This window comes from Halocatena halophila, assembly GCA_027563145.1.
GTDB classification, from domain to species: domain Archaea; phylum Halobacteriota; class Halobacteria; order Halobacteriales; family Haloarculaceae; genus Halocatena; species Halocatena halophila.
Genome location: CP071306.1, coordinates 2,512,161 through 2,526,769 on the forward strand (window position 1 = coordinate 2,512,161; position 14,609 = coordinate 2,526,769).

A 14,609-nucleotide genomic window follows, 5' to 3' on the forward strand; every position below is an offset into this window, starting at 1 on the left:
CATGAGTGCATTTAGCGCGATCGGCGAGGACCGCGACGTCGATCAGAACGAGTTTACCCCCGGTATCGAACCCCAGGCCACGTGGTGTCCCGGCTGTGGCGACTTTGGCGTGTTGAAAGCGCTGAAGGGTGCAATGACGGAACTCGGCAAGAACCCAGACGAAGTCTTGCTCGTCACTGGCATTGGCTGTTCGGGGAAGCTCTCGTCGTATTTCGACAGTTACGGCTACCACTCAATCCACGGCCGTTCGCTCCCGATCTCACGAGCCGCAAAGCTGGCCAACCCAGAGCTTGAAGTCGTTGCTGCTGGCGGAGACGGTGATGGCTATGGCATTGGTGGCAACCACTTCATGCATTCGGCCCGAGAGAATCACGACATGGTGTACATCGTCTTCAACAACGAGATCTTCGGGCTCACGAAGGGACAGACCTCCCCGACGAGTCCGAAGGGTCACAAATCGAAGACCCAGCCACACGGCAGCGCCAAAGATCCGATCCGCCCGTTGTCGATGTCGCTCTCGGCTGGCTCGTCGTACATCGCGCGCACGGCGGCCGTCAACCCCAGACAGGCAAAGGAGATCCTCGTGGAGGCGTTCGAACACGATGGCTTTGCACACATCGATTTCCTCACGCAGTGTCCGACCTGGAACAAGGACGCAAAGCAGTACGTCCCTTACACGGACGTGCAGGATGCAGACGAATTCGACTTCAATCTCGGCAACCGGCGCGACGCCGGCGACGTGATGTACGAAGCCGAAACGAGACTCGCCGACGGTGAGGTCCTCACTGGGCGATTCTATCAGGACGATCGCCCATCGTACGACCAGGAGAAAAAGCGCACCGGTGAGATGCCAGAGCAGCCGCTGGCCGAACGCTACTTCGACGACGACTACGAGTGGGAGCGCTCGGCCGATCTCATGCATCGACACCGATAACGCACCGCTCTGTCGTCTCTGTCTCTATTCTTCGCTATCGGTGCCGCCGAAGACGTTGTAACCCCAGAGTCCACCGCGAGAACCAACAGCATGACGACGGTCACTGGAAGTGAAAACTCGTTTCCGGTCTGTGTCTCACTCGGCAGCCCGTCGATTGCATCCAAGCATTGCAAGACCGAGCACAATGGACATCGTTGGCAACCGATTCCAAAAGTGTTGTACAAACCCATCTGCCATTTCGTCTCTGCGCCTTCACAGAGGATAGTACGTCGTTTCCATTTTCATATCGACAACGTATCGAACTGATCACCACTTTAGGCACGCTCGGGTGGTTTACTGATTCGGAAGGTATTTTTTCTCCGATACAAAATATAGATCTATGAGCACGGACACGACTGAGGACCGTATTCTCTCGGTGTTAGAGGAGGATGCACAGGCCTCCTACGCCGAGATTGCAGCACGGGCAAACGTTTCGAAGCCAACGGTTCGTAAATATATCGACAAACTCGAATCGGAGGGGGTGATCATTGGATACTCCGCTGATATCGATCCGAAAAAGCTCTCGGGTCGTTCGATTGCGCTCGTTGGCGTCGATGTCGAGAGCGAACAGTACGTGGAGGTAACCCGAACACTCCAGGAGCGAGACGGGATTGAGGCGCTGTACACCTCTTCAGGAGATCACATGCTGATGGCCGAGGTCCACGCCGCGGACGGTCACGCCGTCGGTGATATCATCAGCGAACAGATCGAATCGGTTGATGGCGTCACCGCCGCCCATCCAACGTTTTTACAAGAGCGACTCAAGTGAGTCACACCAGACAGTGTAATGTCCGCCATCGACCGACAGTGTCGTGTCCGTGTCCCGATCGCAGCGGTGTGGGCGTTGTACGCCAGCATCGATGGACTCCGTGCTCTTACGCCATCGGTGTTCGGACTACAGATTGAGACCATCCAATCGCCGGTGGGTACGTCCCCTGACGATCTCCCTGCTGGATCGGAGATTACTCTCTCATTTCGACCGTTTCTTGTTGGACCACGGATACGAGTAGCAACGACGATCACCGAACGACAGCACACAGACACGACCGCGTGGTTCGTTGATTCGATGGATAGTGGGTTGTTCGAACGGTGGGAGCACTACCACCTCTGCTACGGGGATGGTGAGTCAACGATCGTCCGCGATCGCATCGCCTATCGCCTCAGTGATCGCGTGGCCTGGCTCGACCCGTTCGTCCGGGCTATGATCGGCGTGGGGCTCCGATATCGACACTGGCGAACCCGACGGGAGTGCACACCGTGAGCGAGGGGTCCACCAGATTTGCGCCCGCCGGGCTGGCGGTTGCCGTCCTCGCCGTGAGCACGAGCGCAGTGCTCGTTCGTGCCACGACCGCACCGAGTATCATCGCGGCGCTGTATCGTGTCACGTTCACAGTGGTGTTACTCGTCCCGTTTGCGGTCGTCCGTCCAGGTAAACTGATCGAAGGAATCGATCGACGGGCAACACTCGGTGGCGTGCTCGCCGGCGTGGCGCTGGCATTGCATTTTGCGACGTGGTTCGAAAGTCTGGAATGGACATCCATTGCGGCGAGCGTGACGCTCGTCCAGTGTCAGCCTGTTTTTGTCGTAATCGGTGCTGGAGTGGTGCTCAACGAGCGCGTCACTCGCCAGACGGTTGTGGGTATCACGGTGGCGCTCTGTGGGATGGTGTTCCTCTCGGGTGCGCCCACAACCCAGGGCTCACTGTTCGGCAACGGACTGGCGATCACTGGTGCAGCGCTGGCTGGTGGATACGTGCTGGCTGGCCGATCACTCAGACGACGCGTCAACCTGATCGGCTACGTGCTTGTCGTCTACTCGGCGTGTGCGGTGGTGCTCTGTTTGTTGGCGATCGCAAGTGGGCATACGCTGGTTGGGTATTCCGATACGGACTGGCTGTTGTTTCTCGCGATGGCGGTTGGTCCCGGACTACTCGGGCACACGGTGATCAATTGGGTGCTCGCGCACGTTCGGTCCACCGTGGTGAGCGTCGCGCTGCTTGGAGAGCCCGTGGGCGCGACGCTGCTCGGTCTGGTGGTGTTCGGTGAAATGCCCTCGGCCGTGACGATTGTTGGCGGTGCTGTTGTGCTCTGTGGAATCGCAATTACAGCACTCAGTGAGTGACAGAAAGCCGTCGGTCGCTGAGCAGCTCGAACAGTTCCTCAATCGATTCGGTGAGTCCGTGCTGGGCCTCCCAATCGAGGAGCGATTCTGCGGTCGTCGTATCGACCGCAAAATCGGACACCAACGTTTCGGTTCGAGGATTTTCGACCCGTTCGATGCCAACTGAATGGCCGCGTTCTGCGGCGATTTCCTGAACGAGCCCAGCGACGTCAAGGACGCTCGGTGAGTTGTCGGCAGCAATCTCGAACTTTTCGACGCCGGTGGTACCGTTCGATCGGCGCTCCAACACGGTTTCGACGCTCCGAACGTAGGCCCGTGCCGCATCCCCAACGTGGAGGTAGTTGCGGGCCTGTGTTCCCGGTTCGTAGACACTCAGATCGTCGCCTCGGAGCGCACGCTCTGTAAACAGTTGGACGACGTTGTTCCTGGAGACGACCTGGCCGTCGATTTCGTGGGCTCCAAAGAGATTTGCTTTGATAAAACACTGTGCCGGAAACGCCTCTGGTGCCATCGAATCGACGAGTTGCTCGCCGATCACCTTTGTTCGTCCGTACCAGTTCACCGGCTGGCGTGGATGCTCAACGGTGATGGGGAACGTCTGTGGATCGCCAACGATCGCCATACTCAGCGGGAATACCAGCCCAGCACCCGTCTTCTGACACCAGTTGACAACGTTCCCAGTGCCGACAACGTTGACCTCGTAGGCCATGTCAGGGTCTGATTGACAGTCATCGACGCCGCTGAGCGCTGCGAGATGGACGACGACATCAGCACCATCCAGTACGGATTCGAGTCGAGTTCGGTCACGAACGTCGACGTGCTGTACAGGAACGTCACCGATCGAACGAACGCTCCCTCGATAGAAATTGTCGATAGCGACGATCGACCACGAGGGGTGACTTGCAGTAAGCTCACGAACGAGTCGACTCCCAGTAAAGCCGGCCGCACCAGTTATGGCCACGGTTGGCCGAGCGCTTTCAGTGGCTGTCATATATTAGATCGTCTCCGGAGGATTGGTTCACTCACCATGCTCAAATGCGTCATTCATAACTTTGTACACTTGGATGATAACGATTCGGATATCCAGCCAGATCGATTGCGATCGGATGTACTCCGTGTCAAACCGAAGTTTCTGGTCCGGATCGTGGCCGGTAACGTCTTCGATCTGTGCGAGCCCTGTCAGCCCGGGTTTGACGAACCACCGCTGTTTCCATTCGGTGACATCAGCCGTGATCTCCCGGTCGATTTCGGGTCGCTCGGGCCGTGGACCAACCACGCTCATGTGGCCTGTAAAAATTGACCAGAGCTGTGGAAGCTCGTCGAGATGCGTCCGGCGAAGGAACTGACCGACACGAGTCACCCGTGGATCGATGCCGCCGGCATCCTCTTCGCTGATGACAGCGCCGGTTTCGGCTTCTGCGTTTTCGATCATGCTTCGGAACTTATACACCGTGAACGTCCCGCCAAAGGTGGCCGTTCGCTCCTGAGCGTAAATGATTGAGCCGGGACTGTCGAGCTTGATCGCAATGGCAATGGCGAACATTACCGGCGCGGCGAAAACGAGTCCGATAGTGGCAAACAAAATGTCGAATCCACGCTTTAGCAACCGATCCTGAAGGTCCCACGGTTCGAGATCGATATCCTCTAGGATTCCGGTTGTCGGCGACTGTCGTGTGAGCACGTCGTTTCCGAGCTCCGGATGGACCTTTGCAGTCACGCCATGACGGTAACAGGTGTTTAGCACGCCGAAAAACTCCTCTCGGTCGGCGTGTGAGAACGCAAGCACGATCGTATCCGGATTGTGCTCTACGATGATATCGCTGAGACGGGAAATTCCACCGAGATATTCGAGCTGATCGTGTGATTCAGCCGCTTCGAGCTGTACACCACCGTCGGTGTACGGCACCGCCGTATCAGTGGTGGATTCAACAGTCTTATTCGAAATGGCGTAGGGCTGATTCAACGAGACGAATCCAATGAACTGGATCGTCGCCTGTTCGACGATCGCGTCGATCGTCTCCTGGTCGTTCCCGACGATGATCGCACGATTGCCGGCTTTTCGTTTCTGATTCCGAATGAGAATAAACCAGGATGGAAGGATGATGAGCAATCCAATCATCGAGAGCACCAGCGTCATCCGCGACATTCGGAACGAATAGTCGAAATAACCGATTGTCGCGAGCCCGAATCCGGCGAGCAACACACGCCGCTGTGTCTCGGCGACAACATCGATGACTCGTAATGGTTGTGGTTTAAATAGTGGCCCGAGCGCCAACAGAATCAGTCCCACTGCAGTTCCAACGATGAGCAGATGATTGTGGAACTCGGGTGGATGAGGGAGCCGAGCGAGCATCGGTATCGTATCCGCAACTGACACGATGGCAGGATGGCCCATAACGACCACCGTGAGCGCACTCAACACTGCCGTTCCACCGATGCTCAAAAGACGGTAGTGCCATCCAGCCGCTACCCCATCTAATCTATTATCTGACATTCCGTTTGTCGTCACCTTCGTTCATTCCTGATATAGACCCAACCGATCTTCGTCAGACTACGGGATGCATCCGACAGTCCATATATACGCCCGGTCGTTGATCGTGAACGTATTCTCGAATCGTCTGGGACCATATTAAATTCCTGGGATATCAAATTCAACAAGTTTGGTATAGCATCATAGATATTGTTATTTATGCAATGCATGAATTTTGACAGGAGATGCGTTCACGTGCGAGTTAGTTGCCGATTTATAGTCGATTGGTTTGATGGTGTCGATTCACAGCGTGAGAGACAGCCCGCCGCCACCGATGATGGCGAGCAGACCAAGCCCATAGCAGATTTTCTCAAATGAAACTCTCTCGACGATTCGCATCAGTGCATCGATCGTGAGATACCCAACAATGGCACTAACGGCCACGGCAAGCAGTGCCTGTGTGATGGAGATGCCGGCGAACCCGTCTTCGACTGCGGCGAGAACGCCAGCCCCGAGTGCTGCTGGAATCGACAGCAAAAACGAGAGTCTAAACGCAGATGGGCCGTCGTGGCTCCGGAATAAGAGTGCGCTCGCAGTGACCCCAGAGCGCGAGATACCCGGCAGGACGGCAAATCCTTGCAGCCCCCCGACGAGGATTGCGTCCGTGAGATCTGGCGACTCACGGTCGCCCATTGACAGATCACCAGAAACCCGCTGTAATAAACCCGTGGCAAGCAACAGGACGCCGATGAGAACGACGAAGAGGCCGCCATCTAGCTGCCCAACTGCATCTTCGAACAGCAGCTTTGCCGGAATGCCGACGAGACCGGTCATAACTGTTGCAATGACGAGATAGGAGAGCTCTGCAGATGATCGGTCGAACGCAGAGCTGAGCCGCCAGGAAGTGGCCGAAGACAGTACCGTTCGGAGCTCCGATCGGTAGTATGCCATCGCCGAAATGGCCGTCCCGGTGTGCAAAAACAGTGCGTATGCGATCGCCGTCTCCGGCGAATTTCCGAGTGCGGTAAGGGCAATCGTGATGTTCCCCTCACTCGAAATCGGTAACCACTCGAAGATACCCTGCAAGATTCCGAGTATTACGGCGATTACCGCCGATTGATCACTCATTGTCGGTCGTACTGGAGTGGGGACCTAAACGATTTGGTTATTCTTTTGACGTGGCTCTTTGGCTCTCCCACAAACATATCTAGATATAATGCAAAATAATGGATTGTTGTATGATCAGATTTTTACCCGCCTGCGTCAACTGGATGACTGATGAGTCGACTCATACGCAGCATTTTGAGCATCCTTCTCGGATTAATCCTTTTCGGGTTTGTCCTGACTAAAGGGGGCCTGATTAACCGGGTTCCGCTACTCATCGGACTCGTGGCCATCGGCCTCGTAGGGTTTTTGACCTACGGCTACCAGGTTTATGGCCTGACCGGACAGTTCGGCACACTGGCGGCAGTCTATGGATTTTCGGGACTGGTTCTCGTCGGTGTGATTCTCCGGATTAACACCGGCGGATTTTCTGATCCTGGCCGGGGTGCCAAACTTCTGTTGATCGGCCTATTATTGTTGTTCTTCATCGCGGTCGCGCCTCGTCAGCGGCGATATATCAAACGAACTGGAATCTTCCTGTGTGGCTACCTTCTCGTCTGGTTCGTCTATTTCAGATACGGGTCGAATCTGTCCGTGGTCGGCTCTCCAGCCAATGCCGCCTATTTCATGGCAGCGACGTTTATGTTCGCGCTGTTCCTTTTCGTTATCCCCCGGTATGTCTCTCGGAACGCGTTTCTGTGGTGTGTGTCGCTTCTCTCGACCGTGCTCGTTATTCTGGGACTACAGGCGTATTCGAACCCATTTACGTTCTTCGGGCTGACTGTCCAAAACACGGAATTTATATTCACACCGATGTTTTCGAGCGAGTCCGTTCACGCACTCACGTCAGTATTCGGGAATCCAAACAGCATGGGGATCGTTGGGTTTGCCGGCACCATTGCCGGCGCACTGCTGGCGGGTGAGTACTTCCCTCGGAGTCGGTCGGAGTCCTCGGAGTCGGAGTCCCTGGCGACCGACGGTGGGACCGAAGCGACGAGCACACTGCCCACGTGGCTCGGCGTTATCCTCTCGTTTCTCGCCGGTGTGTTGTTCGTGATTAACGGCTTCGGGACCTTTCTCACGAACAGCCGTGCGAGTTTTCTGGCAGTGGGCGTTTCGCTCGCCCTGTACGTGGCGTATCTACTCTTTGGACGCCGAGTGCTCCCGTTCGCCGTTGTCAGCTTGCTCGGTGCGGTTCTCGCGTCGGTCATTGTCTTTCCGATGATTGGGATCACTCTCTCGGGCCGGCTTGCGCTCTGGGAAGCTGGGCTGAAGGCGTTTGGCGACGGTAACACGCTGTTTGGCCGCCCGTGGTACTGGGGAACATCACAGGGTGTTTCGGCGATGATAGAACCGTATTTGAGCTCTCATGCCGGTAAAAGCATTCACAACTCCTATCTCGAGATCTTACTTGAGACCGGCGTCGTTGGGCTGATCGGCTATCTCATCCTGGTTGTTGGGCCGCTGTTCCGTGGCGTCTTCCAGCGTGCGACCGTCGACGTTCCGTCGCTCGTCCTCGCGTTCGGCTTTGGAGCCAACCAGCTGTTTGAGTCGTACACGCTCTTTCACAACAACATTCTCTCGGCGCTTGCAGCGCTGTCGGTGGGCTACATCATCATGAACGGTGCGTGGATGGATACCGCAGAAGCCCCGACCGAGAGCAGGAGCCGGTCGCGTTCGAAATCCCGGCGTGATCGTAGCTCACCACGGCTCGGATCCTCCTCGGATTCGTCCGATTCCTGGTCGCGACCGGAGTGGGGCGAGTAACTACAGCCGGAAGTTTTCGTTCGATCGTCGGTGCTGTTGGTCGCCGTGTGCGACGGACATCGTTCCGCTTGTGTCATCGAAGACGAGATGCGTGTGTGGGTAGGCAAACGCCACGTCGTCGTGCTCGGAAACGACCTGGAAGATCTGCTTTATGACCCTCGATTGCACCTGTTTGTAGCGCTCGGGTTCGTCGGTCCAGTAATGGAGCTCCAGATCAACGCTATTGGCACCGAATCCCTCGAACAGACAGTTTGGTCGGGCAGGATAGCGCGTCGTTCCCACGCGGATCGGTGGGCCAGCACTTATCACGCCGTCGCAGTCCGCGGCGACACGCTCTATCACCGACTGTGCCGTCTCGAGATCGCTTTCGTACGTGATTCCAATCGGTAGTTCGAGCCGTGTCCGATGGTCTTCGGCGGTGTAGTTGCGAACGTCGCGCTCTCGCATTGCGCCATTGGGAATGACCAGAAACGTGTTGTCTACCGCTCTGATCTTCGTGTACCGTATCGTGATATCCTGGACAAAGCCACGCTGATCAGTATCCACGAGCTCGATCATGTCACCAACCTCATACGGTTGATCGGCAAGCACGAACAGCCCGGAGACGACGCTCCCCACGATCGGAGCCAGCACCACACCAGCCATTGCGGAGAACGCCGCCACGGAGATCGTCAGATCCGGTCCGGAGACTTTGAACACGCTGATCATTACGAGCAAGACGCCGAGCCCGAGAATCCCCATTCGAATCGACCGAAGCACGGTCCGGGCGACGCTCGGTCGATCGAATCGCTGGTGGATTCGGTCTTCGAGCACCCGAATGACGGCGTTCGAGATGTACCACGCCACGCTCATGATGATCAGCACCATCAAAAGCCTGGCAATGTCGTTGGGAAGCCAGTCCATCAGGGTTGCCAACAGCCAGTTGGTTGCCGAGGTGGCCTCGTGAAACAGCCGCTCGTACACTGGCCCCTCCGTGATTGGCCCCTCGGGTGTGGCGTTAGGAGGTGTCAACCCCCCGCCCGACGACTCGTTCGTCGCGACTGGCGTTGACTGTAGTAACCACTCCCCCGTTCCCATGTGCTATCGCAGACGATCCCGTTGTAAAAGTATGCCGTTAGTTACACTGCTGTGATATTAGTTCCCATCCCACTCTGTCTACGGTTCGATTTCTGGGTCACCGGAGTAAAACGAATACTCATCGAGGAGCCGTTCGATACGGTCTGCACCCTCCGTTCCTTTCTGCTCTGAATCGTAGCTAACCCATTGTGTGGTGCCGTCGTGGTGGGTGTAACTGTACAACTGATAATCGCTTGGCGTTTCGATCACGAGATCGACGACTGCGCTCGCATCGACATCTCCAGCAGTGATCGATTGGCGCTGAACGTCTGCGAACGTCGACCCCCAGATCGCCCGGACGGGACGTTCGATCGGTAGTGTGTCTATCGCTTCGGGTGGATGGGGATCGCCCAAGAGTGTCGCTTTTTCGACTGGACGGTTGGGCCACTCGGAAGCTGGCCGGGGTGGCATGGTTGTTCGTACCGCACACTGTCTCTTCACTGTTCGCGTTGCAGTGGCTGTTGTGACATACCTGCGTGCTCACGAACAGAGCGAGACGAAGTTTCCAAGGATCGTCAGTCCGGTCTCACCGCTTTTTTCGGGATGGAACTGCGTGCCGAACACGGTGCCATCCGCAGAGGCCACAATTGACGGGAACGGAGCCCCGTACTCGGTGGTCCCAACGGTTGCGTTCTGTGCACTCGGAACGGCGTAGTACGAGTGAACAAAGTATGCATACTCGCCGTCAATCCCATCGACGAGCGGATGCTCGCGCTCGATTGTAAGCTCGTTCCAGCCCATGTGTGGAACGGTGAGCTCTTCGTCGAAGCGGACGTTATCACCGGGAATGAGATCGAGGCCGGTAACGTCACCCTGTCCGACGCGTTCGCTTTCTTCGCTTTTGGTGAGCAGCATCTGCATCCCCAGACAGATTCCAAACAGTGGGGTCTCGCTCTCGGCAATCGACTGCAGCGTCTCGCGAAACGGCCCGGCGTTTTCCATCCCCTCGCTGAACGCTCCCACACCGGGGAGAATGACACCGTCAGCTTGCTCTAGTGTGGACGGATCGTCGGTAATCACCACCGTTGCGCCGACGCGTTCTAACCCGCGGGTCACGCTTTTTAAGTTCCCCAGACCATAGTCCACGACGGCGATCTCTGGCGTAGCCATACCCGAGCGTACGAGTGGGTCGGCTTTATCCCTTGCCGTCACCGCTAGAAATCGCCCAGCCGCGCCTGCCCACCGACATCGCCACCGACGAGTGAAACCGCGGTGTCGATGGCGCTCGTAAACGTCTCTTCCTGGCTCCGGTCGTACAGCGTCGCCGCCGGATGCACGCAGATGACGATCCGTCGTGATTTCCCCCCAATCCGTCGTTCGAGGACGTCACCAGCTTCTGTCGTGACGGTCACATCGCGTTCGAGGAGATGTTCGCTTGGCACACGGCCAAGCGTCACGATCACTTCCGGATCGACACCGTCGATCTCGCGGGTAAGATGTGATCTGCAGTTGGCGAGCTCGTCAGTGTGGGGATCACGGTTGTCTGGTGGTCGACACCTGACACAGTTGGTGATGCGAACGTCGCGTCGGGCGAGTCCACGATCGCGGAGTGCGTCGTTCAACACCTCGCCGGACCGCCCAACGAACGGTTCGCCCTTGCGGTCTTCGGTCGCACCGGGTGCTTCACCAACAAACAGGATTGGCGGTGTCGTCGTTCCCACACCGTTGACAATCTGCGATCGAGAGTCACAGAGTGCCGGACAGCGCGTACATTCGAGCACCTCAACGCCGTCGATTCGTTCGCTCATACGCTCTGGGCGAGCGATGGGAACTACAATGTTTTGTTCCGAGCTGGCCCGTTCCAGTCATCCATCGCGCGAGCAGCCTGTCTGGCAACTCGGAGGGGTTCCGGGCGAGTGCCCGATGGAGTGAATCCTCGAACGATCCGCGCTACCGCATCCCGATCGATCCCACCCGCACGGACGAACAGTCGGTTGTCGTTCACCAGCACCGGCCACCGCTCTGAAAGCGTGCGATATCGTTCGAGGGCTTTCGTTCGTTGCTGGCCGTCGAGTGCTGATTTGATTGCGGATTCGAGGCCGTTGCTCTCCTCGAAGGCAATAGCAATTGTTGGTCGATCAACGTGCTCGACGAAGGCACTGAGATCGAGGATGTTGTACTGTGCGGGGGCAATACCGGCGATAAAAACGTACTGAACGTCCGGGCGCTCTAGCCGGTCAACCAGGTTGGTCAACGATGCGGTGCTGTCCGATCCACCAACGGTGAGCTCGCCGAAGACGAAACCGTCTACGACGCGGTCGGCGCGCACTACCACACCGGCCACCGTGGCCAACTCAGCACCTGGAGCATACGATGTTGCGAGACCAAGCGCCCGTGCTCCTGATTTCACTCTTTCATATCTTCGAGTCGTTCCAACAGTTCCTCGTTCGACGTGTCGAATTCAAAGGAGACGCTGCCATCGTGTGCAATCTGCGATTCGACTGCATCGTCGTCCTCGTAGTCGGTGTCAATCTCCCTGTTCTCCTGTTCGGATTCATCGTAGCTCCCAAAGCCCATACAGTGAAACGTAGGGAACAATCATTGAAAAACGTTGGCTGCAGAGCCGTCTGGCGGTCGATACAAAAAACAGGTAGGATAAAGTGCCTGAGAGGAGCGTATACCGCTATGGAGATTCGAAACGTCACAGCAACGGCCGAGACGTTCACCAGCAACGTGTATCTTGTTCCGGAGCCAGTTCCCACCCTGATTGATGCTGGCGCAATGTCCGGGATTGTCGATGCGATCACCGATTCCGTCTCCACGATCGATCGCGTGTTGCTCACCCACCAGCACGGCGATCACATTGGGGAGCTTGATGCGATCGTTTCGGCGTTCGATCCAGAGATTTACGCATACGATGAGATCGACGCTCGGACCAACGAGATCGAGGACGGCGATCTGGTTTCGATCGGCGGGGAGCCGTTCGAAGTGGTGTACACACCCGGACACGCGGGCGATCACGTCTGTTATCTGGGTGAGAACGTGTTGTTTTCGGGCGACGTTGTTGTCCACGACGATGGCGCGTTCGAGGGAGGCAGCTTCGGTCGAACGGATTTGGCCGGACAGTCTCGCGAGCGGTTGATCGAGAGCATTGAAGCGCTTCTCGATCGGATGGGTCCGGATGTGTCCGAACTCTACGCCGGACACGGATCCACCTTCACGGGCGATGTCCACCAGATCATCGAGACGGCGCTCGAACGCGCCAAACGCAGGGAACCGAAATATACGGAGCAGTGAGTTCTACCGAGACGATCGAGCTTGCGGACAGCCGGCAACTGGAGTACATCGCTACCGGGGCGAAATCGGGCACGCCGGTCGTGTTCTGTCACGGCACGCCGGGGAGCTGTCTGCTCGGTAGGGTGTTCGAGGAGTCCGCAACCGCGGCGGGCGTTCGGGTACTCACCCCGTCGCGTCCGGGATACGGTCGATCGGAACCTCCCACAGCTGGGTTCGAATCGTGGGCAACCGACTGCGTGCAGTTGCTCGATGCACTCGCTATCGATCGAACGACCGTCTGGGGATTTTCTGGCGGCGGTCCGTTTGCGCTTGGTCTGGCTGCGACCGTCCCCGAACGGGTCCAGCGCGTCGAGCTAATTGCCCCGGTCGTCCCCGAAACGAGCGGTGGTCCATTCGAGGCACTTTCGCGAGTTTCCCCGCTGCTCGGAGCTGTTCTGTGGCTCATCGACTGGAGCGCCAGGATTCGAGGCCCAGAGATGATCACCGGGCAACTCACCAACGCGTCGGTGAGTCCCGCGCTCGCGGAGCTTGTCGGGGCCGATTTTCACCATGCGATTGCAGCAACCACGGTCGGTGCTATCGGCGAGAGCCAACTGTTCGCGGACGGATGGGAGCTTCCGGCCATCCCCGAGTCGGTACCTCTGGGACTCACGCACGGACGGGCGGATTCGAACGTCAGAATCGAACCCGTTCTGGAAACGCTTGGCGACCGCTGTGACAGGATCACCACGCCGGAAAATGATCATCTCGGGACGCTGCTCGCTCGTCGGATGTCTCTGGTGAATTCAGTCAATAAATAATCGAGCCCGACAGCGATCTGGACTCGGACAGGAACTGTTTTCGACAGCCCATGCGACCCGTCTGGACACCCAGTTTCTCGAACGCCAGTTGCCTGACGTCCGGTAATTGGTCTTCTCACACCTCCGTTTGCACGGAGACGTTCCGGGCTGTGGCGGTTTTCCATCGAGGCGTTCACCTCGGTCCCTTCTTACGGAGGCTTTGGTTTTTACCTCGTATCTACACCGATCGATCCCGTTGACCGATCCGTCATAGATTGTCCGATTGGCCCTCGCTGTCGTGCTGTATCTCTCTGTATGGGGGCTGTCTGAATAAACATTGTTACGAGTTAACTAGTAGCTCGACCGGTGGATTTTCGAATCACATGAAATCGCCGAGCGTCGAGGGCTTGTTGTGGTCGTTTTCGAAGACACTCTCGAGCTGTCGATCGAGGATTTCGAGGCGTTGTTTCGTATACTCGCGACAACCAAACTCGTCTGCGACGCGAATGGCGGTGTCGAGATACTTATTCACCGAGCCTTCGTGCACCGTTAGCGCAACGCGACCGCCACAGTCGAGACATTCGCCCGCCAATGGAACGCGCCGATATTTGGTGTTGCAGTCCAGACAACGCGTCTCCTGGCTGGCAAACGCACGCAGATTGCCGATCAGATCCGGCAGGAAGTGATACTCGATGATCCGCTCTGCCACGTCGGTTTCGTCGACGGCACGGAGCCGTCTGGCGAGCGCAAGCTGTGCGTCCATCTTTTCGAGCATCGAACCCAGGGTTTTGTAGGCCGAAAGATCCGGTCCGGCGGCAATGTTTGTGGTGTCGTGTGTGTGTTCGAATCCCTCGTACTGGTGGTCCGTGCCGAGCGTGTCCTCGGCGATCGTGATGTCGACATCTCCTGGATCGGCCATTTCACGGGTGGCCTCGTAGAACTCCAGTGGATACGGGCCATGAATGTCTACGTTGTGGGCTTCGTCGTCGATTTCCGTCGGATCGATCCGTGAGGACATCACCAGCGGTGCGTCCATGGAGTT

Annotated in this window: 16 protein-coding genes and 1 pseudogene; 7 read left to right on the forward strand and 10 right to left on the reverse strand. The window is 57.2% G+C overall.

The window, feature by feature from the left end; translation table 11 throughout:
• Position 1: 1 nt before the first annotated feature.
• The 4 genes from JXQ78_RS13400 (at position 2) to JXQ78_RS13415 (ending at position 3,094) form a co-directional block, all read left to right on the forward strand.
• Entirely contained in the window at positions 2 to 934 is a 933-nt protein-coding gene (locus tag JXQ78_RS13400; RefSeq protein WP_330631271.1) for a thiamine pyrophosphate-dependent enzyme, read from the forward strand.
• Positions 935 to 1,313: 379 nt separating this feature from the next.
• Entirely contained in the window at positions 1,314 to 1,742 is a 429-nt protein-coding gene (lrpA1, locus tag JXQ78_RS13405; RefSeq protein WP_330631272.1) for an HTH-type transcriptional regulator LrpA1, read from the forward strand.
• Between the two features lie 18 nt (positions 1,743 to 1,760).
• On the forward strand, positions 1,761 to 2,234 hold the full coding sequence (locus JXQ78_RS13410; protein WP_330631273.1) for an SRPBCC family protein: 474 nt from the start codon (positions 1,761 to 1,763) through the stop codon (positions 2,232 to 2,234).
• Positions 2,231 to 3,094, forward strand: coding sequence for a DMT family transporter (locus tag JXQ78_RS13415; protein ID WP_330631274.1), 864 nt, complete (start codon positions 2,231 to 2,233; stop codon positions 3,092 to 3,094). The genes JXQ78_RS13410 and JXQ78_RS13415 overlap by 4 nt, the downstream gene beginning before the upstream one ends.
• Here JXQ78_RS13415 and JXQ78_RS13420 read toward each other — a convergent pair.
• The 3 genes from JXQ78_RS13420 to JXQ78_RS13430 form a co-directional block, all read right to left on the reverse strand.
• A complete protein-coding gene (locus tag JXQ78_RS13420; protein ID WP_330631275.1) occupies positions 3,084 to 4,085 on the reverse strand; it encodes an NAD-dependent epimerase/dehydratase family protein in 1,002 nt (333 codons plus the stop codon). The two genes, JXQ78_RS13415 and JXQ78_RS13420, sit on opposite strands and share 11 nt — an antisense overlap.
• Positions 4,086 to 4,112: 27 nt before the next feature.
• Positions 4,113 to 5,588, reverse strand: coding sequence for a sugar transferase (locus JXQ78_RS13425; RefSeq protein ID WP_330631276.1), 1,476 nt, complete (start codon positions 5,586 to 5,588; stop codon positions 4,113 to 4,115).
• A 279-nt stretch (positions 5,589 to 5,867) separates the two neighbouring features.
• On the reverse strand, positions 5,868 to 6,692 hold the full coding sequence (locus JXQ78_RS13430; protein WP_330631277.1) for an undecaprenyl-diphosphate phosphatase: 825 nt from the start codon (positions 6,690 to 6,692) through the stop codon (positions 5,868 to 5,870).
• Between the two features lie 150 nt (positions 6,693 to 6,842).
• Here JXQ78_RS13430 and JXQ78_RS13435 point away from each other — a divergent pair, with 150 nt between their 5' ends.
• On the forward strand, positions 6,843 to 8,435 hold the full coding sequence (locus JXQ78_RS13435) for an O-antigen ligase family protein (protein ID WP_330631278.1): 1,593 nt from the start codon (positions 6,843 to 6,845) through the stop codon (positions 8,433 to 8,435).
• On the opposite strand, the gene JXQ78_RS13440 is transcribed toward JXQ78_RS13435, so the two are convergent.
• The 6 genes from JXQ78_RS13440 to JXQ78_RS13465 form a co-directional block, all read right to left on the reverse strand.
• Positions 8,436 to 9,512, reverse strand: a complete 1,077-nt coding sequence (locus tag JXQ78_RS13440; RefSeq protein WP_330631279.1) for a mechanosensitive ion channel family protein — start codon at positions 9,510 to 9,512, stop codon at positions 8,436 to 8,438.
• Positions 9,513 to 9,590: 78 nt separating this feature from the next.
• Positions 9,591 to 9,962, reverse strand: a complete 372-nt coding sequence (locus tag JXQ78_RS13445; protein WP_330631280.1) for a hypothetical protein — start codon at positions 9,960 to 9,962, stop codon at positions 9,591 to 9,593.
• 69 nt (positions 9,963 to 10,031) lie between these two features.
• A complete protein-coding gene (hisH, locus tag JXQ78_RS13450) occupies positions 10,032 to 10,661 on the reverse strand; it encodes an imidazole glycerol phosphate synthase subunit HisH (protein WP_330631281.1) in 630 nt (209 codons plus the stop codon).
• A 44-nt stretch (positions 10,662 to 10,705) separates the two neighbouring features.
• Positions 10,706 to 11,299, reverse strand: a complete 594-nt coding sequence (locus tag JXQ78_RS13455) for a uracil-DNA glycosylase (RefSeq protein ID WP_330631282.1) — start codon at positions 11,297 to 11,299, stop codon at positions 10,706 to 10,708.
• Positions 11,300 to 11,322: 23 nt separating this feature from the next.
• On the reverse strand, positions 11,323 to 11,901 hold the full coding sequence (locus JXQ78_RS13460) for an endonuclease dU (RefSeq protein WP_330631283.1): 579 nt from the start codon (positions 11,899 to 11,901) through the stop codon (positions 11,323 to 11,325).
• Positions 11,898 to 12,068 carry a DUF5786 family protein gene (locus JXQ78_RS13465; protein WP_330631284.1) on the reverse strand — a complete coding sequence of 57 codons (171 nt, stop codon included), beginning with the start codon at positions 12,066 to 12,068 and terminating at the stop codon, positions 11,898 to 11,900. The genes JXQ78_RS13460 and JXQ78_RS13465 overlap by 4 nt, the downstream gene beginning before the upstream one ends.
• Before the next feature lie 108 nt (positions 12,069 to 12,176).
• Here JXQ78_RS13465 and JXQ78_RS13470 point away from each other — a divergent pair, with 108 nt between their 5' ends.
• Entirely contained in the window at positions 12,177 to 12,788 is a 612-nt protein-coding gene (locus tag JXQ78_RS13470) for an MBL fold metallo-hydrolase (RefSeq protein WP_330631285.1), read from the forward strand.
• Complete coding sequence (locus JXQ78_RS13475; protein ID WP_330631286.1) at positions 12,785 to 13,588, forward strand: alpha/beta hydrolase; 804 nt, start codon at positions 12,785 to 12,787, stop codon at positions 13,586 to 13,588. Before JXQ78_RS13470 ends, JXQ78_RS13475 begins: the two co-directional genes overlap by 4 nt.
• Before the next feature lie 358 nt (positions 13,589 to 13,946).
• On the opposite strand, the pseudogene JXQ78_RS19195 reads toward JXQ78_RS13475, so the two are convergent.
• Positions 13,947 to 14,603, reverse strand: a pseudogene (locus JXQ78_RS19195) (DNA polymerase II large subunit); the annotation flags it as partial.
• Positions 14,604 to 14,609: the final 6 nt, after the last annotated feature.

Coding starts and splice junctions, on each gene's coding strand:
- JXQ78_RS13400 (WP_330631271.1), top strand. CDS start 2: ATGAGTGCATTTAGCGCGATCGGCGAGGACCGCGACGTCGATCAGAAC.
- lrpA1 (WP_330631272.1), top strand. CDS start 1,314: ATGAGCACGGACACGACTGAGGACCGTATTCTCTCGGTGTTAGAGGAG.
- JXQ78_RS13410 (WP_330631273.1), top strand. CDS start 1,761: ATGTCCGCCATCGACCGACAGTGTCGTGTCCGTGTCCCGATCGCAGCG.
- JXQ78_RS13420 (WP_330631275.1), bottom strand. CDS start 4,085: ATGACAGCCACTGAAAGCGCTCGGCCAACCGTGGCCATAACTGGTGCG.
- JXQ78_RS13425 (WP_330631276.1), bottom strand. CDS start 5,588: ATGTCAGATAATAGATTAGATGGGGTAGCGGCTGGATGGCACTACCGT.
- JXQ78_RS13430 (WP_330631277.1), bottom strand. CDS start 6,692: ATGAGTGATCAATCGGCGGTAATCGCCGTAATACTCGGAATCTTGCAG.
- JXQ78_RS13435 (WP_330631278.1), top strand. CDS start 6,843: ATGAGTCGACTCATACGCAGCATTTTGAGCATCCTTCTCGGATTAATC.
- JXQ78_RS13440 (WP_330631279.1), bottom strand. CDS start 9,512: ATGGGAACGGGGGAGTGGTTACTACAGTCAACGCCAGTCGCGACGAAC.
- JXQ78_RS13445 (WP_330631280.1), bottom strand. CDS start 9,962: ATGCCACCCCGGCCAGCTTCCGAGTGGCCCAACCGTCCAGTCGAAAAA.
- hisH (WP_330631281.1), bottom strand. CDS start 10,661: ATGGCTACGCCAGAGATCGCCGTCGTGGACTATGGTCTGGGGAACTTA.
- JXQ78_RS13455 (WP_330631282.1), bottom strand. CDS start 11,299: ATGAGCGAACGAATCGACGGCGTTGAGGTGCTCGAATGTACGCGCTGT.
- JXQ78_RS13465 (WP_330631284.1), bottom strand. CDS start 12,068: ATGGGCTTTGGGAGCTACGATGAATCCGAACAGGAGAACAGGGAGATT.
- JXQ78_RS13470 (WP_330631285.1), top strand. CDS start 12,177: ATGGAGATTCGAAACGTCACAGCAACGGCCGAGACGTTCACCAGCAAC.